At 34.3% G+C, this 20357-nt stretch carries 19 protein-coding genes; 7 read left to right on the top strand and 12 right to left on the bottom strand.

All coding sequences use genetic code 11. The features are described from left to right. Positions 1-186: 186 nt before the first annotated feature. The 12 genes from U735_RS0111650 to U735_RS0111580 all read right to left on the bottom strand — a co-directional run bounded on the left by U735_RS0111650 (position 187) and on the right by U735_RS0111580 (position 12184). On the bottom strand, positions 187-1080 hold the full coding sequence (locus U735_RS0111650) for a LysR family transcriptional regulator (RefSeq protein ID WP_031443983.1): 894 nt from the start codon (positions 1078-1080) through the stop codon (positions 187-189). Between the two features lie 449 nt (positions 1081-1529). Next, a complete protein-coding gene (locus U735_RS0111640) occupies positions 1530-2345 on the bottom strand; it encodes an FRG domain-containing protein (RefSeq protein ID WP_031443981.1) in 816 nt (271 codons plus the stop codon). 377 nt (positions 2346-2722) lie between these two features. Next, positions 2723-2944 carry a hypothetical protein gene (locus tag U735_RS0111630; RefSeq protein ID WP_031443980.1) on the bottom strand — a complete coding sequence of 74 codons (222 nt, stop codon included), beginning with the start codon at positions 2942-2944 and terminating at the stop codon, positions 2723-2725. A gap of 61 nt (positions 2945-3005) precedes the next feature. Then, positions 3006-3854 carry an IS3 family transposase gene (locus U735_RS0111625; protein WP_031443979.1) on the bottom strand — a complete coding sequence of 283 codons (849 nt, stop codon included), beginning with the start codon at positions 3852-3854 and terminating at the stop codon, positions 3006-3008. After that, positions 3851-4129, bottom strand: coding sequence for a transposase (locus U735_RS0111620; RefSeq protein WP_031443978.1), 279 nt, complete (start codon positions 4127-4129; stop codon positions 3851-3853). The genes U735_RS0111625 and U735_RS0111620 overlap by 4 nt, the downstream gene beginning before the upstream one ends. A gap of 355 nt (positions 4130-4484) precedes the next feature. After that, positions 4485-5108: an acyltransferase gene (locus U735_RS0111610; RefSeq protein ID WP_031443977.1), complete on the bottom strand. Its 624-nt coding sequence runs from the start codon at positions 5106-5108 to the stop codon at positions 4485-4487. Then, complete coding sequence (locus U735_RS0111605) at positions 5080-6330, bottom strand: glycosyltransferase family 4 protein (protein ID WP_031443976.1); 1251 nt, start codon at positions 6328-6330, stop codon at positions 5080-5082. Before U735_RS0111605 ends, U735_RS0111610 begins: the two co-directional genes overlap by 29 nt. Beyond that, entirely contained in the window at positions 6330-7379 is a 1050-nt protein-coding gene (locus tag U735_RS0111600; protein WP_051892105.1) for a polysaccharide pyruvyl transferase family protein, read from the bottom strand. The genes U735_RS0111605 and U735_RS0111600 overlap by 1 nt, the downstream gene beginning before the upstream one ends. Beyond that, complete coding sequence (locus U735_RS0111595; protein WP_031443974.1) at positions 7379-8743, bottom strand: lipopolysaccharide biosynthesis protein; 1365 nt, start codon at positions 8741-8743, stop codon at positions 7379-7381. The genes U735_RS0111600 and U735_RS0111595 overlap by 1 nt, the downstream gene beginning before the upstream one ends. Further along, complete coding sequence (locus U735_RS0111590) at positions 8744-9694, bottom strand: GDP-L-fucose synthase family protein (RefSeq protein WP_031443973.1); 951 nt, start codon at positions 9692-9694, stop codon at positions 8744-8746. 338 nt (positions 9695-10032) lie between these two features. Then, on the bottom strand, positions 10033-11151 hold the full coding sequence (gene gmd / locus U735_RS0111585; RefSeq protein WP_031443972.1) for a GDP-mannose 4,6-dehydratase: 1119 nt from the start codon (positions 11149-11151) through the stop codon (positions 10033-10035). A 4-nt stretch (positions 11152-11155) separates the two neighbouring features. Next, positions 11156-12184 (bottom strand): mannose-1-phosphate guanylyltransferase, encoded by a 1029-nt coding sequence (locus U735_RS0111580; RefSeq protein ID WP_031443971.1) that lies wholly within the window; start codon positions 12182-12184, stop codon positions 11156-11158. Positions 12185-13422: 1238 nt separating this feature from the next. Here U735_RS0111580 and U735_RS0111575 point away from each other — a divergent pair. The 7 genes from U735_RS0111575 (at position 13423) to U735_RS0111545 (ending at position 20351) form a co-directional block, all read left to right on the top strand. After that, the gene (locus U735_RS0111575) at positions 13423-14526 is read left to right on the top strand and encodes a glycosyltransferase family 4 protein (RefSeq protein WP_198036651.1); all 1104 of its coding nucleotides are present in this window, start codon (positions 13423-13425) and stop codon (positions 14524-14526) included. Positions 14527-14584: 58 nt separating this feature from the next. Then, on the top strand, positions 14585-15046 hold the full coding sequence (locus U735_RS0111570) for a UpxY family transcription antiterminator (protein ID WP_031443969.1): 462 nt from the start codon (positions 14585-14587) through the stop codon (positions 15044-15046). A 202-nt stretch (positions 15047-15248) separates the two neighbouring features. Next, complete coding sequence (locus U735_RS0111565; protein ID WP_031443968.1) at positions 15249-15680, top strand: response regulator; 432 nt, start codon at positions 15249-15251, stop codon at positions 15678-15680. Between the two features lie 556 nt (positions 15681-16236). Beyond that, complete coding sequence (locus tag U735_RS0111560; RefSeq protein ID WP_084681106.1) at positions 16237-16764, top strand: adenylyltransferase/cytidyltransferase family protein; 528 nt, start codon at positions 16237-16239, stop codon at positions 16762-16764. Positions 16765-17049: 285 nt separating this feature from the next. After that, positions 17050-18087: a cobalamin B12-binding domain-containing protein gene (locus U735_RS0111555; protein WP_031443966.1), complete on the top strand. Its 1038-nt coding sequence runs from the start codon at positions 17050-17052 to the stop codon at positions 18085-18087. 21 nt (positions 18088-18108) lie between these two features. Continuing rightward, the gene (locus U735_RS25020) at positions 18109-19314 is read left to right on the top strand and encodes a sensor histidine kinase (RefSeq protein ID WP_031443965.1); all 1206 of its coding nucleotides are present in this window, start codon (positions 18109-18111) and stop codon (positions 19312-19314) included. A 278-nt stretch (positions 19315-19592) separates the two neighbouring features. Continuing rightward, positions 19593-20351 carry a LytR/AlgR family response regulator transcription factor gene (locus U735_RS0111545; protein ID WP_031443964.1) on the top strand — a complete coding sequence of 253 codons (759 nt, stop codon included), beginning with the start codon at positions 19593-19595 and terminating at the stop codon, positions 20349-20351. Positions 20352-20357 lie beyond the last annotated feature (6 nt).

Raw genomic sequence — 20357 nt, 5'->3', positions numbered from 1 at the left:
TTATTGCTGTCCTTCCAATACAAATTTACTGGGGTTTATGCTCAATAGCCAATTGCAAATATTAATTTGCGATAACCTAAGGTTATGAAGGTAATTGAGAATTAGGTGGGAAGGTTATGCGAAAGTTCAATGTAGTTTTGAAAAACATTTGTCTTAAAGAACAGTGTATTCAATAATTAATAACAACTAAAAATTATGGTTTCGGATTAAAAAATTCATCAATAATAAGGGTAATCCTCCTTCTGGGCCTTGGGGAGTTATAAAGTAGAATTGCCTATGGATAGGTAACTTTTTAATCTCTATAATTTTTAAAACGCCACTTTTAAGTTCTTTAAGGATGGCATGTAATGAAACGAATGCCATGCAATCCGAGTGTTGTAGGTAGGATTTTATAGCTTCTGTACTTCCCAATTGCATTTCTACTTTAAGATCGGCAAGTCGGATTCCTTTTTGTTTTAGAGCGTCGGCAATGACTTCCAAGGTCCCTGACCCAGGTTCTCTAATAAGTAGAGGTATGTTTTTCAGGTTTTCTGGCTTTATTTCTTCTTTGGAAGACAATGGATTTTTGCTACCACAAACCAATACAATCTCATCCTTTAAAAATGGGGTATAGTGGATTTCACGTCTTTTGGATTTGCCCTCAACAACCCCAATTTCAATGCTCTTATTGAGAAGGGCCTGCTCTATTTGTTCCGAATTACCACTTAGCAGCTCTACCTTCACATCTTGATGAATGTTGTGGAACCGTGCAAGTAATGGAGGTAATATATACTGCGTAATTGAGGTGCTGGAACCAACATGTAAAACACCCTTAAATGCCTCATTGAATTGGTTTAGGTCAAATTCAATTTGCCGGTAGATCTCTTGCATGTTTTCGGTATGTTTCAGAAGTACTTCTCCAGCAGGAGAAAGAACAACCTTGTTTCCCCTTCGATCGAAAAGCGCAAGATTAAATTGGCTTTCGAGCTCCTTTATATGTTTGGTGACAGCAGGCTGGGATATCAATAATTCTTCTGCGGCCTTAGTAAAATTGAGCCTTCTTGCAACGGTATAAAAAACTTTTAGGCGAAAATCGAACATATACAATATTACTCATATTTTTGGAATGGAATGCCGAAATAGGAAAAATCTGGATATAACTACTAAAATGTTTCAGAAACCACTCCGGGGTAGTATTTTTCGAAAACTCGGCTTCCTGTAGAATTTTATTTCGCTTACAAAGGTTCAGCTCACAGAACAAGCTCACATTCAGGTCCCCTGCTTATATGTCCCTGCCGTTGCGCATCTTCCAAAAGCCCCCTGTACTTTCCCAAAAAAGTTTTCACTCCGGCATTTTGTGAATTTTTTGTCCATTTTGGGCCGTTCTTCCTTGGTTCCGAACAAGAACAGGTTCCAATTGTGCCTTTTGGTGGCTGCCGAAGCAATATATAAAAAGTATTTTCTAAATGGGAATAGTTTTTTCGAAGTAATCGGTCGAGGGCGGTTTTTTCCTTAATTTTTCGTGAATTTTGTATTACACAATTGAACGATCACTTGACCTTGTTCTTGTCGCTATACCATCTTTTTAGCCATTTGGAAATCCCCTCCAATCCAGGATATATGATCCTTTCAGTAATATTTGCCTGATCGAGCTTATCCCTTATTTCCCACTTTAGTCCAGATGGAATAATTACCTTTCTTAAATATTCGGGATGGTTTTTAAGCCACTCCAATGGACTGGAATCCGGATCTAGCATAAATGAAAAAAGCGCAAATTGGTTTATTATTCGATCATCAAGGGAGGGTGGCTCGAAAAACACCATGGTATTCGTGTTCCTACTTGAAAAATCATATAGTTCCTCTATGGAATTACCAATTGTTTGTTTCAGTTCTATGGAGCTAAAATAGAATATATCTTTGCTCAATATAGGTGTTTTGAGCTCGTCCGGCAGGTGCTCCCTTAGTGCGACATAGTTTACCATCCAGATGGCTCCATCCAAATTATAAGTGCCCATGTCTTCCGTTAAAAAATGTAATGCAACATTTGGTGAGTGGGTCCAGTCGATAAGTCTTGTAGGCAACCCATGGTGTTGTCCCAAGGAGATCCAGTTCCAAAGGTTGTTATAATCATCGATCAAGGTGTTTATGGGCGAGTACTTCTTAAAGTTTCTGATCATTGTACCTTCTACTTTCGAAGGTATCCTTCCCAATCTCTGCAGACTGGTCTCTAAACCAAATTGGGCATTATATACGCCCCTATAGGCATAAGGAGAGCGAAATCTATCAATCTTGTTGTCTTTTTCCTGGAATAAATATTCTTGTAGTTCCAACCAATTCTTAGGTTCAAATAACTCGAAATCTTTCATTTTTCTGAATAATTTAAGTGCGGACCAAAGGTGGATCCTATTTATTTCAACAATTCTGTAAACCAATTAAATGATCACCATGGGCCTTGTATAGGGACCGGTGCGTCCTATATTACTACATTTTCTTTGTGAAACACAGCCAATCCTTGGTTTTGGCCACAGACCGGTCATTGGGGATCCGACCATAACCGGCTTCCGATAAAACCAGTAGGCCCATAGTAGGTCGGTTCCCTTTACCAATATACAACGAAAATAGGATAATTAATTTGCCCATTTTCCGAGTTCGGACAGGATTCTGGATACAACTCCTTTTCCGCGGCATCCAGGAGAAACATATACTCTCTTGGTCCCAATGGCATCAATATTGTATTCGCTCATCATCCAGCGATAAACGGATTTTGATTTTCATGGGCCTGGACCACATATTTAATGTCATCGATCTTATAGAAAAGGCCAAAGAGTGGCGGTCCCCATCCCTTTCGGCCGGGGTCCAAATTAAGTAGCTCCAAAAGTTTTTCAAATTCTTGATTCTCGGAATTGGTTCTTACCAAGGTTATCATATTCAAATAAATACCTTGTCTATCCAAAAAGGCAATCATGGTAAGAATAGATATACACTACTCCCCATCTGTAAGACAGTTTAAAGATATTTATAATTATTTATGATGCTATTTTTTTGATGTTATAAATTTGATCAGGAGGAACTTTTCCTATCTCGGTATGCCTTCTTTTGGTATTGTAGAATTCAATGTACTCTCTTACCATTTTATAGAGATCTAGACCTCCATTTGGAGGATTTAGATAAATCTTTTCATATTTGATCGACTTCCAGAAACGCTCGATGTAAATGTTGTCCAAAGCTCTTCCCTTACCGTCCATGGATATTTGGATGTTATGTTTTTTAAGCACGTCGATATATTCGGTACTTGTGTACTGGGCCCCTTGATCGGAGTTATGTACCTCCGGTGGTCCGTACTTGGCAATAGTGTCCTGTAAGAGTTCGATACACCATTGCTTGTCCATGGAATTCGAGATGCTCCAATTAAGTATTTTTCTGCTGTATGCATCGATTATGGCATTCATGTACATAAAGCCACGGAACATGGGAATATAAGTGATGTCGGTCTGCCAGACCTGATCGGGACGCTCTATTGGAAGGTTCTTCAATAAATAAGGGAACTTATAACTTTTAGGGTCCCTGATAGTAGTCTTGGGCTTTCTATATATGGTCTGTAGTCCCATGATTTTATACAACCGTCTTATTCTTTTCACGTTTACACGGTATCCCATATCAAGGTTGAGATAATCGGTCATTCGTTCTACCCCATAATAAGGGTGTTCCAGGAAATGTGCATCTATTTCCTTCATCAGTCTTAAATTGAGCGGACTCTCGCTCTTGGGCCTATAATAGAGACCAGAGCGATGGATGCCAAGAAGTTCACATTGTTGTACAAGACTCAGCCTTGGATGGGACCTTACTACCTTCTGTCTTCTTTCGGTAGTGCTCATTTGCCCAAGACTTTCTTTAAAAAATCGTTCTCGACCTGTAACTGGCCTATTTTACTGTAAAGGGGCGCGGTATCCAGGTCCGGGGATTCTTTTTCGGGTTTGGATCCGAAGGCCAGATCTGCATTTTTTAAAAATTCCCGCTTCCAATTGGATATTTGGGCAGGGTGTATTTCAAATTTGGCGGCAAGATCAGGGAGGCTTGTCTGCTCTTTGATCGCTTCAATAGCCACTTTGGCCTTGAACGATGCACTGAATTTTCTTCTGGGTGTTTTCATATTGACAGGGTTAAATTACAACTTAATTTCCTGTCCTATATTTGGGGAGTATTATAGGGTTTTCTTAATGTTATTATATTCTTTAATTAAGATGTTCAAAACAATGATAAAGGAAAACCATAAGAGTGTAGTTAATCCTAATTTAAAGAAGGATAAACCATCAGGCTTAAAAACAACCATTATAACTTCATATATAAATATTAAAGCTAAAGGATATTGAATTTTTAAAATTTTCAAATGAAGTTTAAATTAATGCAAAAATGCTATAAATTCTTCGGTCAATAAATCTATTGTAGTTGTGCAGATTAATGATTATAGGAATATATGGGTATACATTTATAGTTTTTCCATAACCTCAACTAGTCTTTATTAATTTAATTATTATTGCTGGATTCCCCGCCCAAATCTGATTTGCCGGAATATTTTTAGTTACTACAGAACATGCACCAATAATTGTGTTTTCACCAATTGTAACACCTTTAAGAATAAAACAATTTGCACCTATAAATACATTATCTTCAATTAAAATAGAAGCATTTTTTTTATTTTCCCAATCTAATCCTATTAATCGATCTTGTGGATTTAGGGAATGATTATCAGTATCTCTAATTTGTGTTCCTACACCAATTAAAACATTGTTGCCTATATTAATTTTTTCATGGCAAGTGATTGTTACGTCACTCATACCCACATTGTTGCCAATTGTTAAAATGGCTTTATCTCTAACTTCAATTCTACATTTACCATTTAAACCAGAATCTGAGTATTTTACACCGTTGTTCATTTTAAAATTTTCTCCAACAAAAATCTTTGCTTTAATACTTTTATGTATGTAAGGAATGCCTAAACTACTAAAGGAAACAACATTCACATCATTTAAATAAAATAACACCGAACAGTACAATTTTGAAAACTTACCTAACAATTGTCTATATAGCAATTTACAGCCTTTATATATTTTTATTAGTAATTTTTGCATTTTTTATCTGTTTATAAGCGTCTAACAAATCGTTCAAGATTATTTCCTTATCATGTCTCAATTTTGCCTTACTTCTTGCATTGTCACCTATTTTAATTGCTTTTAATTTATTATTTTTAATTTCAATTATTCGTGCAGCTAGCGTATATGGGTCGTTTGCCGGAATTAATAGGCCTGTTTCCTCATTTTTAATTAAACTTGTAATACCACCAACATTAGTTGAAATAACAGGTATTCCAATCACTTGTGCTTCACATAAGCTATTAGGGCTATTGTCAATATAGGATGGATGTATAAAAATATCTGATTCTTGAATATTCTTAACTAAAGTTGAGCTATCTGCTACTCCTTTTAAAAAAACATTAACATTACTACATTTAATTCCTAATTTAGCTTCCCATTCATTATATTCTTTAATCCCGAAAACATTCCATTCAAAATCAGTTTTATTTAGTTCTTGCAGTATTTTTGCGGTCTTTATTATTAAATCAAATCCTTTGTATGAAGTTTTTGAAATTGTAGAAACAAGGATGAGTTTAGTGCGCTTTTTTTGTTGCCAGGCCTTCGCATCGTAAAAGGAATCTCTAAGTACTTCACTACAATAAAAGTATCTTGATTCTGGCGCATATAATGATGTAACATTCTTGTCCCATTCTGTACGCCCCATATAATATTTACAATTCTTTAATATAATAGCTTCTCGTTGCGCATTAAATTTAAAAATTGACATACCGCGTATTAAGTTAAATATTTTAAGTGGTTTGAAAAGATTTTGTTTTATTAAATCTAACATATTACTTCCAGGAGCATAATATGCATTTAAATATGGGTTTAATATACCCTGCACATGTATAACTACGGGAATCTTGGTGTACAATGATAATAACCCAAAACTTTGTTCTGACCCAAAGACATGAATTATATCAGGCTTGAAATCATTGATTACTTTTAGATAATAATTTACTTCGTTCTTATCATTATTATAAAAAAAATAACGTTTAAGTTTTTTGACTATGGTATTATATAAAGGAATTGGGTAATATGTAGTTTTTCCTTTTTTTTTCTTAAAATTAGTATCTGCATGAAAAAAACCAACGGCTAATTCAATGTCATTTTCCTTGGTTATAATATTTTCTAAAGATTCAATCCAACCTCCCCCATTATAGCCTTTTTCATTCTTTTTATATAAGGATGGTGTATTGGTAAACCAGAGTATTTTCATTATTTATTAGAATAAAGCGATTTTTTCCAAATTTCGATATTTTCAAGAGGTAATTTTATTATTGTTACGTATTCATTGTTTATGAAATTTAATGTATCCTCTACGTCTTCTCTCTTTATTACATTCAGATTTACATCCTTTCCAATCTCGAGCGCTCGATTATCAACTGCTAGAATTAGTGTGCGTACATTATTTTGAAGAGCACGAACGCCAGCATGTAAACGTGTGCCAATATAATCTATATTTTTTTTCAGTAAGATTTTATTATAAGCCTCCATTGTTGGGGGTAATAATTCAATATTATTAAATCCTGAACTAATCTCATTATAATAATATACGTCATTCATTCCTTGTATCCATAAGTGCACTTTCTTATAGTTTTGGGATAAAATTTCTAACATTCTTTTATCTTGTTTAGCATTTTTATGATAAAATGTTAAAGTGGTAACTACTTCCTCTCCTTTAGATTTTGGAATAAGTTTACATTTTTCAGGGGTAATACTCCATAATGTAGGACAAGTAGTGTTAACAATATTATTTATCCCTATATTTTTAAGTTTATCAACCGTATATTGATCTCTTGCCGAGTGCAATACTTCTTTGTTTAATACGGCTTCATAAATGTTTTTTGTGTACCTATTTATTTCATTCTGATATTGCCACCATCCACATCCAAAAAGAACAACCTTATTATTTAGAAACTTTTTATGCCCCTTGTGAATTTTCCACTGATGTTGGGTTTCGAGGTTAGAGGACAAGAGATTGGTTCCGGAAATAAATAATAAATCCTTTTGACTCATCATATTCATCGCATCAAAAGAATTGTACAATTGGGTAGGGAAATTTGTTACTAAACCCTCATCATATATCTCTCTTAAATTATAATAAACACTATCGTAAATAATTAAATCTCCCAAATTTGAAGTTCCAATGGCTGGATTTAGAATTCCTATATCTTTGTAAGGTCTGTTATCGGTAATAATAGGATTTCTTAAATGAGCTTTTAAATAGCCCTTGTAATATGTCTTTAAAAAATTAAAATTTCTCATTATTTATTCCAAATACCCTTGGCGGTGTTATTAATTAATTTATAATATTGAATAGGTCTTAGAATTAAAGAGTATCCTAAACTAAAGCAAGTAGCCAAAATTACCCCTGTAGAACCCCAACCTAGATACTTCCCCAAATAAATACTCAACGGAATATTAATAGACATGGAAATAAGGGAAGTTATTAATTGAAGTTTTATTTTACCAACCCCATTAATAAAATTTACATAAATCATATTAAATGTCAATAATACCACAAAGAAAGCCATTGCCAAAGATAATTGCATAGACACCTTTACTTTATCACCGACCCAAAACTCATAAAACCAATCGGCTAGAAAAATCATGCCAACAAGCCCAACTGGAATTGATAACCATATTTTTTGAATATTGGATACAGATTTTTTTATCCATTCAAAATCTTTTTTGGCATAAGCTTCAGTAAAAGATGACCAATAAGGGGTTATAATTATGGTATAAGCCATTGTAACTATTGAAAAATATTTAAAAGCAACGTTATAAGGTACAACTTCCTCAGGTCCAAAAAGCCTACTAATAATAAAGTTGTCAGTAGAAAATAGTACCATTACAGCAATTTGTACCACAAAAAATTTAAAACCTAATCCTGTAATTTCCTTCAAATATTCTTGTTTCCATAGAGAAAATTTAGGTTTAAAAGCTTTGAAAGTTGTGTTAAAAGCAAAAAAATTAAGCCCAATTAAAATTAAAACAGGTAAGGCTGAAAAAATACTTCCAAAAATAAGTAATGAACTTTGATCTGTTTTAGTCAAAAGAAAAATAACTAGTAATAACAATACCTGACCGAAAAACTGAATTTTCCCCTGTATAGAATGATTTTGATCAGCCTGGTAAATACTTGTGATTAATTTAACCACTAATTGCAATGCAAAAAATCCGAATATTATAGGCAATAGTAAAGAAAGTTCATCTTGTAAGATTTCTTGAGTATTGAATAAGGCAGCCCAATTTATTAGTGGGTTAATTAAAATTAAAACTAAAAACAGAAACATGCTAATTGTTCCTATAGTAAAATATGCGGTACTCACAAATGCCTGGGCATCTTTGTAATTCCCAAGCGTTTTGGCCTCAGCAAACTTATTTCTAAGTCCATTCCCTAAACCAATATCAAAAAATGAAAACCAACTTATAAAAGAGCTTAAAGTTAACCAAATTCCATAATTTTCAGTGTCCAGATAATTTATCGTAAGCGGGACTAAAAGAAAATTAGCTATGATGCTACCAATTTTATAGAATAAGGACCATCCTATATGTTTTACAATATTTTTAGTACGGCCACTTGTGATACCTAGGTTTGCAGCAATATTAGAAAGAGAAAATTTCATTTATAACTTTACCTCTTTAAAATCATTTTGATTTTTTACAAACCAGTTATATGTATCAGTTATACCTTTCTCCAAACTTATCTGTGCTTCCCAACCGGCAGCTTTAAGCTTGTCTACATTCATTAATTTGCGTGGTGTACCATCGGGTTTTGTACTATCCCAAAAAATTTCTCCTTTATGGCCAACGGTCTGTTGGATTTGTTCTGCCAGGGATTTTATAGTTAAATCCGTGCCAGTGCCTACATTGTGCAAATGATCTGGTAATATATTTTCTACGGCAAACAAAACCGCTCGTGCCATGTCGTCTACATGCAGAAACTCCCGCATGGGGCTGCCACTTCCCCATAGGGTTACTGGGGCGTTATTGTTTTCTTTAGCCTCGTGAAACTTACGGATTAAGGCCGGCAATACATGGGAAGTTTTTAAGTCAAAATTGTCGAACGGGCCATATAAATTGGTAGGCATTAAACTTACAAAGTCCTTATTATACTGTTTTCTAATAGCTTCACAAGCTTTAACACCAGCAATTTTAGCTATGGCATACCACTCATTAGTAGGCTCTAGTGTATCTGTAAGCAAATACTCTTCCTTAAGCGGTTGCGGTGCCAATTTTGGGTAAATGCAAGAACTCCCTAAAAAGATAAATTTGTTTACCTCATTCTTGTGGGCCGCATCAATAAGGTTGTTCTGTATTTGCAGGTTCTCCATCAAAAACTGATAGGGAAAATCGTTATTGGCCAAAATACCTCCCACTCGCGCCGCGGCATCAATCACGGCTTCTGGTTTTTCGGTTTCAAAAAAAGCATTCACGGCTTGTTGGTTGCGTAAGTCCAGTTCCTTGCTGCTTTTTCCAATTAGGTTGTTGTAGCCAGCAGCCGTTAGGGCTCTCCATACAGCTGAACCTACCATACCTTTATGACCAGCTATGTATATCTTTGAATGTTTATTCATTCTTTTTTAGTTGAGTAAATTATAGTGTTGTTTTTAACTTAATCTTGTTTCGTGGATAATATATATTTTAAGAATTGAAAATAATAAACCACTTCCACTTTAATCTTGTCCATCAGAATACAAAATATGAATCAATAGCTTATATACAACGAACATCGAAGCCTGCATAAGTTGAGAAGAAAACCAACTCTAAATTCTCAAAAAGTATTAAATCATGAGAAATGAATTCCTAAATAATAGTCTTTAGGAGAAATTCATTAATAAGAAAAAATTAAAGTCGAGTATTTTAATTCATAAATCGACTCTACTCAAAATACCCACAATACCTTATTAGTGCTTTATTCGTAATAATTCATAATCTGATACCCACCTTCTTTTAAATGAGTTTCCTTGCGCATAAGTTCCACATCGCTTTCCATCATTTCTTCTACTAAATCCTTAAGCTCATACCTACACTCCCAACCTAATTTAGTTTGGGCCTTGGTGGGATCTCCTATTAAAAGGTCTACCTCCGTAGGACGGAAATAACGCGAATCTACAGCTAATACTTCTTTCCCAATGGGCAATTGATAATCAGGATTGATGCAAGCTGCAACATATGCCCTCTCGCCTACACCTCTTCCCCTAAATTCCAATTCAATACCTACATGAGCAAAAGCCATACGTACAAATTCACGAACTGTGGTAGTTTTCCCAGTTGCTATTACCCAATCCTCAGCCTCTTTGGCTTGTAGGATCATCCACATCATTCGGACATAATCTTTTGCATGCCCCCAGTCGCGTTGAGCATCCAAGTTACCCAAATAAAACTTATCCTGTAAACCTAAGGCAATACGCGCTGTGGCCCTGGTAATCTTACGGGTAACAAAAGTTTCTCCACGTATAGGAGATTCATGGTTGAATAAAATACCATTACAAGCATACATGCCATAAGCTTCCCGGTAGTTAACGGTAATCCAAAACGCATACATCTTGGCAACGGCATAAGGACTACGAGGATAGAATGGCGTAGTTTCTGATTGTGGTACTTCCTGTACCTTACCATATAATTCTGAAGTAGAAGCTTGATAAATACGAGTTTTCTTCTCTAATCCTAATAAACGTACCGCATCTAAAATTCTTAGAGTACCTAAGCCATCTGCATTTCCTGTATATTCTGGCACCTCGAAGGATACATGAACGTGACTCATAGCAGCCAGGTTGTATATCTCATCTGGCTGAATTTCTTGAATCAAACGAATAAGGTTGGTACTATCGGTCATATCCCCATAGTGCAATATAAAATTGCGATCTTCAATATGGGGATCTTGGTATAAATGATCTACCCTATCCGTGTTGAACATGGAAGAACGACGTTTTAATCCATGTACTTCATAACCTTTCTTTAAAAGGAACTCACTTAAATAAGCGCCGTCCTGTCCGGTAACCCCTGTAATAAATGCTACTTTCTGACTCATAATTTTAATGTAGTAATGCTGGCTCTGATGACTTAGCCTGGTTGTATATTGCTTTTACTTTATCTGATTGTCCTTTTTTCATCAAGAAAAGAGCATCTTTGGTATCTATAACCAATATATCTTCTATTCCTATACCATATACCGCTTTGGTAGCAAGGGCGTGGGTGTTGTGATTGTCTTCACCATTAATGGTTTTTAAGCAGCATATAGGTTGTTTTTCATGATAATCGAGCATGGCGTCAAAAGAGCCTAGGTCTGTCCAATAAAAAGAGGAAGGAACAACCTTTATACGATCACTTTTTTCAAAAACGGCATAGTCCACACTCTCACTAGGGATAGCTTCCATGGCATCTAAAGCAACTAGTCCTTCTGTACTTTTTTTAAAAGCTTCAACACTCGCTTCATAGATAGCCGGGTGGTGTTTTTTTATTTCTTCTAAAAATATGCCAGCTTTAAAACAGAACATGCCACTGTTCCATAAAAAATTACCTTGCTCTAAAAATTCCATCGCGGTTTTATAGGCGGGTTTTTCGGTAAATCTTACCACATTCTCTTCTTGGTGTTCAATGTATCCAAAACCTGTTTCGGGTTTAGTAGGTTGAATACCAAAGGTGACCAAATAGCCGTCTTTGGCTAATTGAATAGCGCGATCTAGGTTTTTTCTATAAATATCACTGTCTCCAATCATTTGGTCCGAAGGCGTTACAAACAAAATATCCTCAGCATTCACACTTAAACAAGCTAGGGTAATGGCCGGAGCTGTGTTACGGCCTATAGGTTCTATAATCTTTTTCGATAGGGGTTGGTTTAGCTCTGCAGCCTGTTGATAGGCTGCTTCGTATTGCTTTTCATTGGTAATGATCATAAAATCGTCCACCAAATTAGCATTTCGGATTACCGTTTCTTGAAAGAGCGATTTTCCATGAAACAATGGTAAAAACTGTTTGGGTCTGCTCTCTCGAGACAAGGGCCATAATCTGGTGCCGGATCCTCCACTAAGGATTGCATTATAAATTTTATTCAATTGATTCATTTATTAAGATTCCCCCAATTCCACTCCACAGCCTCTTCAATACCTTTATCAATGTGTTGTACACTTGGTTTAGGGCTGCTTCATTTACTGTGGTGATGGCCAATAGATTTATCTGTACCACATGTATATAGAGCTATAGTCCCTAGAATAGATGCCATCACCATTTGTCACCGGGCTTTCGTGGTTCATAAATTGCTTCACAAAAACGGGATTACCGCAGGATAAGTTCCGTTGGGATTTTGACGTCAACCACAGGATATTTGGTTACCGATGAATGGGCTAATGACAAGCCTAAATAACCTAATCCTATAACAGCTATTTTAATATCAGTATCCATTTATGTATTTGTATTTACTTTATTAAATCTATTCCGGTTTCTTTTATATTTTTTTTGCTAATATTTATTTAGCAAGCCACAAAAATCCAATACCGATTTATCTTTAGGCCGTGCTAAGCCGGCAACATAAAGTACTTTTATTATAAACCTTCCGAAAATAGAAGGATAAATAATCAGACCAGGACATGGCTCCGCCGCAGTCACCCACAGTCACTGTATATCAAATAAGTTAAATTGAGGTGAAAAAAGTATTTCACGACTTTATCAACCCGCAAAATTATATAAACAATTGTAACGACCAGACGCAAAGTATCAAGTGGCAACATGTGGTAATAAGCGGTCAATTTTTAGTGTAATTAGTTATTTCAATATTATTAAAATTGGATATAACACTCTGCACAATCCAAATAAGCGCTTTATAATTATTTTCTAACAACTGGATTGCTTTTATGATTAGGAGATGTCTTAAAAATGAAAATTAAGCCCACCTCCCGGTAACAGATGTAAATTTTTTTAATCAAATAATGTAGTTAAAGTAGCACATTACTTGATTTTATAAGAGTCATTCAGCATACTTTATGGCTAGTGTTTGCTAAATACCAACAGCTATGGCTATCGTGGCAGTACTGTAATAAGATTTGGTTATATAGAGGTTGTATCGTGAGTGCAAATAAGTTTTGTTTTAGGTTTTGCGAGTAAAACAGTGCAGATTATCTGTTTTCTAACTGCGTTAATCTTTACCCATTTACCATTTATTATCGATCTGACCCCACTTATATTGTTTATGATACGGTGGTTAACTGTGGAGTATTTAAGGTATAAAACTCCATTAAATCTGATAAATTTGAATTTTAAAAAAAGAAGGATTTTTCCTACTAATAATATAATCATCATATTAATTATGGAGCTTGGATATTACTTTTTATCTATATTGGTGTCAGCATTGGTTACCTATATATGTGCACCATTTATTAGAAAAATAGGGCTTGTAAAGCAGATTACATGTTTTGTAAGTACCCGTAGCTCCCATGCAGGTAGAGTTACACCACTTGGAGGGGTTGCAATTTTTTTGGGCATCTCAATGACCTTATTCTGTTTTGCTCCAAGTGATGGGCTACATTCCCTTTTTTATGTACTTGGTGGCATGATTATTATATTTTTTATAGGGCTAACAGATGATCTGGTATCCCTTCGTCCCATGTATAAGGTAATAGGTCAAATAGCGGCAGCTTTCTTACTTGTGGTATTTTCCAAAGCTGAGTTTCTAGGATTGCATGGATTGGTGGGTGTAGATCTTTTTCCTCCAATCGTTTCTGGCCTGTTCACCTTATTTGTTTTTGTATTGTTTATAAATGCTTTCAATCTAATAGATGGTGTTGATGGACTTGCCAGTACTCAGGCCATAATTTGCTCTGTTTGGTACGGAATCATTTTCTATGCAACAGGTAATGCATCCATGTTGTTATTGTCCTGTGCTATTATTGGGGCCTTACTGTCTTTTTTGGTATTCAATTTTTCAAAGAAAAGAAAGATGTTTATGGGGGATACTGGATCCATGTTAATTGGTTTACTTCTCGTATTTCAAGGGGTCATTATCTCTAATGTGGGATATTTGGAAAATAATATACTTCAAACGGACAATACTCTTGTGTTGGCCTGTGCCCCTTTGCTTCTTCCACTAATCGATACGACCAGGGTGTTTATTATAAGGTTATATATGGGGAAAAGCCCCTTTTATCCAGATAAAAATCATATACATCATCAATTTTCACTTTTAGGTTTTGCGCATTGGAAGATAAGTGCCATACTTGGTGTAGTGAGTATTTTTGCTATTACAATAGCCATGGTGTCAAGAGACTTGAATATCAATGAGAGTTTTGTACTCTCTGTTTTTATGACGATTGCTTTAATTATTTCAGTAATTCTTTTTGCAAAAATAAATATTCCAAGTAACGGTAGCACCTTCCTTGGAAAAGGAAGAAATGCCTACTTCAAAAATTTATAACAGTTAATAGCATTCTATGGGCTCCTTTTGAAATTGGCCCAGTAAAAAGAAAACTAAAATGAATTGGTACGCCTTATATACAAAGCCGAGACAAGAAAAAAAAGTGGCCTCTCAACTTGAAAAACAGGGAATAAATGTTTATTGCCCGATGACGACCGAAATGAGGCAATGGTCTGATAGGAAGAAAAAAGTAGAAGCTCCCCTACTCCCCAACTATGTTTTTGTTGAAGTGGAAGAAAAGGAAAGATCAAAGGTTTATGTGGCCCCAGGAGTAGTACGATATGTATTTTGGTTGGGAAAGCCGGCAAAGATAAGTTTAGAAGAGATAAACATTCTGAAAGAGTCTATTTCAGGGAAAAGCCCTGAACAAGTAAGAGTAGAAGGACTAAAAAAAGGAGATAATACTATTGTGAAAAATGGTCCATTTAAGGGGCAAAGTGGCGTTGTTAAGCAAGTAGAGAGAAACAGGGTTCAGTTATTGTTGAAAGATCTGGGCTTTATTGTTACCATTACCGCTTAGTGTTAATGAAATAGCGAATTTGAAGTTTGAAAAAACGGGTACGCTTTCTTAATGTTTTGGTTTCGCTAATGCTAATTAATTCTAGATAGGGCGATTTAATAATGTATTCTCAAAAGACTATACTAGGAATAGGCATAAAAATTTAAGAAGTTATTGTAGTTGAGTATTTAAATATTAATCATAATTCTTTAAATTCTGTTAAATGAAAATCAAAAATGTTCTACTCATTGAAGACTCGGAAATTGATATTGTGGTTATAAAAGAAACTTTGCTTCGACAAAAGAATCATTTTGAAATTAAGGTTATCCGAAATGATTCAGATGCCGATTTATATAATCCGCTTTCGATTATTGACGGTCTCAGGGAAAAACCAGACCTCGTAATTGTTAATGAAGAACTGATATACGTTGATCAGATACATTCCTTATTGAAGACTTTATATTATTACATGGATTTTGTCCCAATAGTTTTGTTTACGGCTTCTAAATGCAAAGTTATGTCAGATTTAGATGAAAAGGTTAGTGAAGTTGTAGTAAAACCATTGGAGATAAATGAGTTTGTGAGATCAATTCAAAGAATTAGCTATTCTTGGCTAACTACAAGTAATCGCCATAAATTAATTGACAAGAATTAATTAAACAAGATTTTAAACCATTGTCGAAGTCTTATGAAAGAGGTGGGTCTTGGATCGTTTTTAGGAAAAGCTATACCGTAATATAAGGATTAAACATTCACTCTAGTAATTTGCCCTGCAATTCCATACCGCTGATTACCATTTAATTACTTTTTTTAAATATCCAAGAAATATCGAAATACAAAAGAACACTCTGTGGTCATGTGGGTAATTTATGGATTGAATCCAAATTAGGTCTATACTATTTTTTTATCACTAATCCTCATGAAAAGGAGGTGGTTTCCATCAAAATAGCGGGTAAAGAACTTTAAATTGCAACAACATTTATATGTGAAAATCATATAAAAATATCACATATGCCGAATATGGGATACACTTATTTTTATTTCTTGCCACTTGCTAAGAAGGTTGTTTGAAAACTATAAAAGTAGTTGTAAGAATGTACATTTGGCCCACTCAAAATTCATGGACTTGACCTGGGGCAATGGACCATAGTTGATACAAGATTATTATATTATTAATAAAATAAAGTGGTCATTTTTTAAATTAATATTTTATGGTTAGAGGAATAACCTTTGGTAAATTCGATTTATTATATTGTGGTTATGTTGAAATGTTAAAAGAAGCAAAAAAGAAGTGCGATTATTTAATTGTAGGTCTTCAGTCTAATTCCAATTCATCGCTTGAAATTCCTATGATGCAAAGTACATTACTGTCGCTCGAAGAAAGGTATGCGGATTTAAGTGATTGTGAGTTTGTTGATGAAATAATTACATACACGACCGAAGAAGAACTAGAAAGTATATTGCGTTCCGCTAATGTTGATATTAGAATTATAGGAGAGGAGTATCGTCATTTAAATTTTACAGGAAGATTATATTGTGAAAAAAGGGGTATTGAAATTTATTACAATCCTCGGGTGAATAAATTACCGTTTATTTACACTACTAAAATTAGTACTGACATCAATAACCAAGAATCGGACAAATTGCATAATGCCTTGTCTTTTTTTAGGAAATCATTTTTTAGAAATACCTCTCGTTCAAAAACAGTTGAACAAATTTTTAATGTAATAAGGATATAAAGGATTTCATATTTCCTTTTTTTGTAAAACAATGTTAGTTGTGGGTAAGTGTGAGAATGAGTTATGTTTTTGTTGCAACCAAATTTTGGCACATAAAAATATAGTCATTTTTGTAACTTCACTGAGTAAATTTTTTTAAAAAATGCTACAGATTTAGCCATGAAACTAGAATTATATTGTCAAATTTAAGACAATGTTAATATTACTGCGATATATAACTTAACTGGCACCCGGGATTATATGCGTTTTATATAAGTTATAAGTCGTAACTTACAGAGTTTAATCATGTCTATCATAGAAATGCATTCATTATCTGAAAAGTCCAATACATTGGCCCAATTTGTTGTGAGTTTACATTTTATACATGACACTAAATTTTTACAACTTGATGCGACTGGTGGCAAGCAAAAATGTAATGACGAATGTCTTTTTCACATAAACTACCTAATCGAAGCTATAAATATGAACCATCCTGATATATACATAAACTATATACGTTGGTCATTGCCAATGCTGAAGTCAAGAAATATTTCGGAAACCTTAATACATACCAATCTCGATTTTGTTCAACGAGCTTTTAAAGAGATTGTGGGAGGTGAATTATCAAATTTGGCCGAGTCGTATATTGTTTTAGCTAAAGAAAAACTAGGTGTAAATCCGCAAAGGCGGGAAACCTACATCACAAACAATAACCCTTTTAAAAAAGAGGTTAATATTTATCTCCGTTTTTTGCTTGAAGGAAAAAGACATGAGGCAATTTTCTTTATTCATGAATTAATTAGAAGAAATGTACGCATAAAGGATATATATCTGCACATTTTTAAGGTTTCCCAGTATGAAGTGGGCAGGTTATGGCTGTACAACAAAATAACTATTGTACAGGAGTATTATTGTACGGCTTCTACCCAATCAATCATTTCGGGTTTATATCAATATATTTTTGCGTCGAAGCGAACGGGGAAAACAATGGTTGCTTGTACAGTTTCTGGAGAATTACACGAAATGGGGATAAGAATGGTTGCCGACTTTTTTGAAATGGAAGGTTGGAATACTAAATACATTGGATCCAATAGTTCTGATCGAGAAGTACAAGAAGTTTTAATTAATTCCAAGGCGGATTTGTTAGCAATATCTTGTACACTTTCCTGCAATGTTAGCAAGATTGAAACTCTAATAAAACAGATACGCGGGGATAGTAGTTTGGCCCAATTAAAGATTGTGGTAGGTGGATATACATTTCTATCCAATCCAGGCTTATGGAAAAAGGTATCAGCGGATGCATTTTTAGAAAATGCAACGGATGCTTTATCTTGGGCCAATTAATGTGGTATAAATTATAGGATCATGAAAAATTCGGATATGATTATCTTACTGTGCAATACCCGAGGTGTTGTTGAAAAAGTTTTGGAAGACTCTTTGGGTTTTTTTAATCGATTAACGGTACCTATAGACCTAAATATTCTTGTTTTACCAGAAGTATTAACGGATTATAAAGATTTTTGGAATAAAATTCTTAATAACTACGAAGAAAACGGCACTGATTTATTTTTCAGTGCAAATGATAATATAATGATGTTTAAAGCTTCTGGTTATCTGAAAGAAGATATGATTCTACTTTATGGTCACGGGGAATGGTCTTCAGACATGCCTATATTAAATCATCTATTACCATTAACGGATAAAGATCAACCGATAAGGAAATTGGGCAACAAATCAAAAATTCAAAGAGGAAATAATATTTACAAGGAATGGAATACCGAATTATCCTTGAATGAGTTTACATCTTTAAATAATGAACTGGTTAACAAACAACGTGAGCTAATGGTCATAAATACCAAAATTGAGTCAATGAATAAAAGACTTCAGCTCGCTAATAATAATATGAAAATGTTTACTTACTCTGTTGCCCATGATTTAAAGGAGCCATTGCGTATGGTAAATTCTTTTCTCTCATTCTATAATGATGAATATGGTAGGAATCTTAATGGAAAGCCCAGGGAGTACTTGGATTACGTTATAGACGGTGCCAAGCGATTGGATAGGATGCTGACAGAATTAATGGATTACCACAAAGCCGTTACTTACGCAACAAACGAAAGGGTAGATCTGAATGAAATACTGACGGAGGTCAAAGAAATTTTAAAAAAAGAAATAGAAGATAAAAATGCTCAAATCACTTCGGAAAAACTGCCTATAATTTTTGGTTCTGTTGCGGGTTGTAGACAAATATTTCAAAACCTTATTGCGAACGCTCTAAAATTTGTTCCTCAGGGTCGAGAACCTATTGTTAATATTATATATAAAGAGGATAAAGAAAATTACAAGTTTTGGATAAAGGATAATGGAATAGGCATCCCTCGACGCGAATTCAAGAACATCTTTACTATATTTAAACGCGTTGGAAATACGGAGGAATATGAAGGATCAGGAATGGGGCTTGCCATTGTTAAAACTATAATTTCAAATATGGGCGGAGAAATACAAGTGGAATCAGAAGAAGGAAAGGGAAGTGTATTTCACTTTACGATTAAAAAGGAAGCTGTAAATTAACAAGTAAAAAGAATTAAAGCGAAATATTCTGGTATATTTTGTCTGTTACCAAGTTAAGATTTCGTTAATAAACATGGTCAATAAAAATAAATTTTCTCTAGGTCTGTTTATGAAGACCGGCCAAATAGTGCTGCATTGATGCGTTTTTGTTATTAGGAGTTGATAGGGATATCAGTAGTGATATGCCCTTCAAAACAGAACTTAATTTAATTTTGTAGATTGAAATCGATAATTTTGCACCAATTTTGCACCAATTTTGAAATCAATCCATACTATTAATGCAGGCCATCAAAGCTATTATAATTGATAACGAGAGTGAAACAATTCAACGCATAATAAAATTTGCAGATGAAAATGTAATGCTAATTGCCATATCTGGCCAGAATGATAAATTTGAAACTTGTATCGATTTAATTAAAAAACAAAAACCAGAATTAATTTTCTTGGATCCAAAGGATGAAAACCTGCAATACCTCCAACTTCTCAATGATATTGATTTTATGGTACCTAAGTTCATCTTTATGTCCAACGATATGTCAAAGGCATATCAAGCATTTAAATGGAACGCCGTTGGGTTCTTATTGAAACCCTTAAATTTTAATGATATTATTTTGTCCGTGTATAAGGTGTTGAAACTAAAGGGAATGGAACAGAGTTTTCAAAAAGTGCAACTTGATGAAATAAATTCCATAAATTTTTTAAATCAAAACAAAGAATATATTGCTATCTCCTCAATGGACAAGATAGAATTGGTGAAAACCACAGATATCATATATTGCAAAGCGGATGGGAAATATACAGAGTTTATTTTGGCCAATGGCACAAAAATATTATCTACCAAGAACCTGGGTGAATATGCTCAAACATTAGATAGTACCTATTTTTTTAGAATACATCACTCCTACCTTATAAACATTCAACATATTGTGAAAATTTCCAAAAAGGATGGTTATTACTGTGAATTTACAAATGGTGTAATGTTACCGGTAGCAAAAAGAAGATTGGATGGATTTTCTAAATTTATTAAACTTTCGTAATCACCA

The organism is Arenibacter algicola (assembly GCF_000733925.1).
Lineage (GTDB): Bacteria > Bacteroidota > Bacteroidia > Flavobacteriales > Flavobacteriaceae > Arenibacter > Arenibacter algicola.
This window is presented reverse-complemented; position numbering and strand designations above follow the sequence as displayed.

What these genes read in the sequence shown, in the direction of transcription:
- U735_RS0111640 (WP_031443981.1), bottom strand. Translation starts at nt 2,345, where the DNA reads ATGAAAGATTTCGAGTTATTTGAACCTAAGAATTGGTTGGAACTACAA.
- U735_RS0111630 (WP_031443980.1), bottom strand. Translation starts at nt 2,944, where the DNA reads ATGATTGCCTTTTTGGATAGACAAGGTATTTATTTGAATATGATAACC.
- U735_RS0111575 (WP_198036651.1), top strand. Translation starts at nt 13,423, where the DNA reads ATGGAGCTTGGATATTACTTTTTATCTATATTGGTGTCAGCATTGGTT.
- U735_RS0111580 (WP_031443971.1), bottom strand. Translation starts at nt 12,184, where the DNA reads ATGAATCAATTGAATAAAATTTATAATGCAATCCTTAGTGGAGGATCC.
- U735_RS0111610 (WP_031443977.1), bottom strand. Translation starts at nt 5,108, where the DNA reads ATGCAAAAATTACTAATAAAAATATATAAAGGCTGTAAATTGCTATAT.
- U735_RS0111545 (WP_031443964.1), top strand. Translation starts at nt 19,593, where the DNA reads ATGCAGGCCATCAAAGCTATTATAATTGATAACGAGAGTGAAACAATT.
- U735_RS25020 (WP_031443965.1), top strand. Translation starts at nt 18,109, where the DNA reads ATGAAAAATTCGGATATGATTATCTTACTGTGCAATACCCGAGGTGTT.
- U735_RS0111570 (WP_031443969.1), top strand. Translation starts at nt 14,585, where the DNA reads ATGAATTGGTACGCCTTATATACAAAGCCGAGACAAGAAAAAAAAGTG.
- U735_RS0111560 (WP_084681106.1), top strand. Translation starts at nt 16,237, where the DNA reads ATGGTTAGAGGAATAACCTTTGGTAAATTCGATTTATTATATTGTGGT.
- U735_RS0111650 (WP_031443983.1), bottom strand. Translation starts at nt 1,080, where the DNA reads ATGTTCGATTTTCGCCTAAAAGTTTTTTATACCGTTGCAAGAAGGCTC.
- U735_RS0111555 (WP_031443966.1), top strand. Translation starts at nt 17,050, where the DNA reads ATGTCTATCATAGAAATGCATTCATTATCTGAAAAGTCCAATACATTG.
- U735_RS0111605 (WP_031443976.1), bottom strand. Translation starts at nt 6,330, where the DNA reads ATGAAAATACTCTGGTTTACCAATACACCATCCTTATATAAAAAGAAT.
- U735_RS0111595 (WP_031443974.1), bottom strand. Translation starts at nt 8,743, where the DNA reads ATGAAATTTTCTCTTTCTAATATTGCTGCAAACCTAGGTATCACAAGT.
- U735_RS0111625 (WP_031443979.1), bottom strand. Translation starts at nt 3,854, where the DNA reads ATGAGCACTACCGAAAGAAGACAGAAGGTAGTAAGGTCCCATCCAAGG.
- U735_RS0111620 (WP_031443978.1), bottom strand. Translation starts at nt 4,129, where the DNA reads ATGAAAACACCCAGAAGAAAATTCAGTGCATCGTTCAAGGCCAAAGTG.
- U735_RS0111600 (WP_051892105.1), bottom strand. Translation starts at nt 7,379, where the DNA reads ATGAGAAATTTTAATTTTTTAAAGACATATTACAAGGGCTATTTAAAA.
- U735_RS0111590 (WP_031443973.1), bottom strand. Translation starts at nt 9,694, where the DNA reads ATGAATAAACATTCAAAGATATACATAGCTGGTCATAAAGGTATGGTA.
- gmd (WP_031443972.1), bottom strand. Translation starts at nt 11,151, where the DNA reads ATGAGTCAGAAAGTAGCATTTATTACAGGGGTTACCGGACAGGACGGC.
- U735_RS0111565 (WP_031443968.1), top strand. Translation starts at nt 15,249, where the DNA reads ATGAAAATCAAAAATGTTCTACTCATTGAAGACTCGGAAATTGATATT.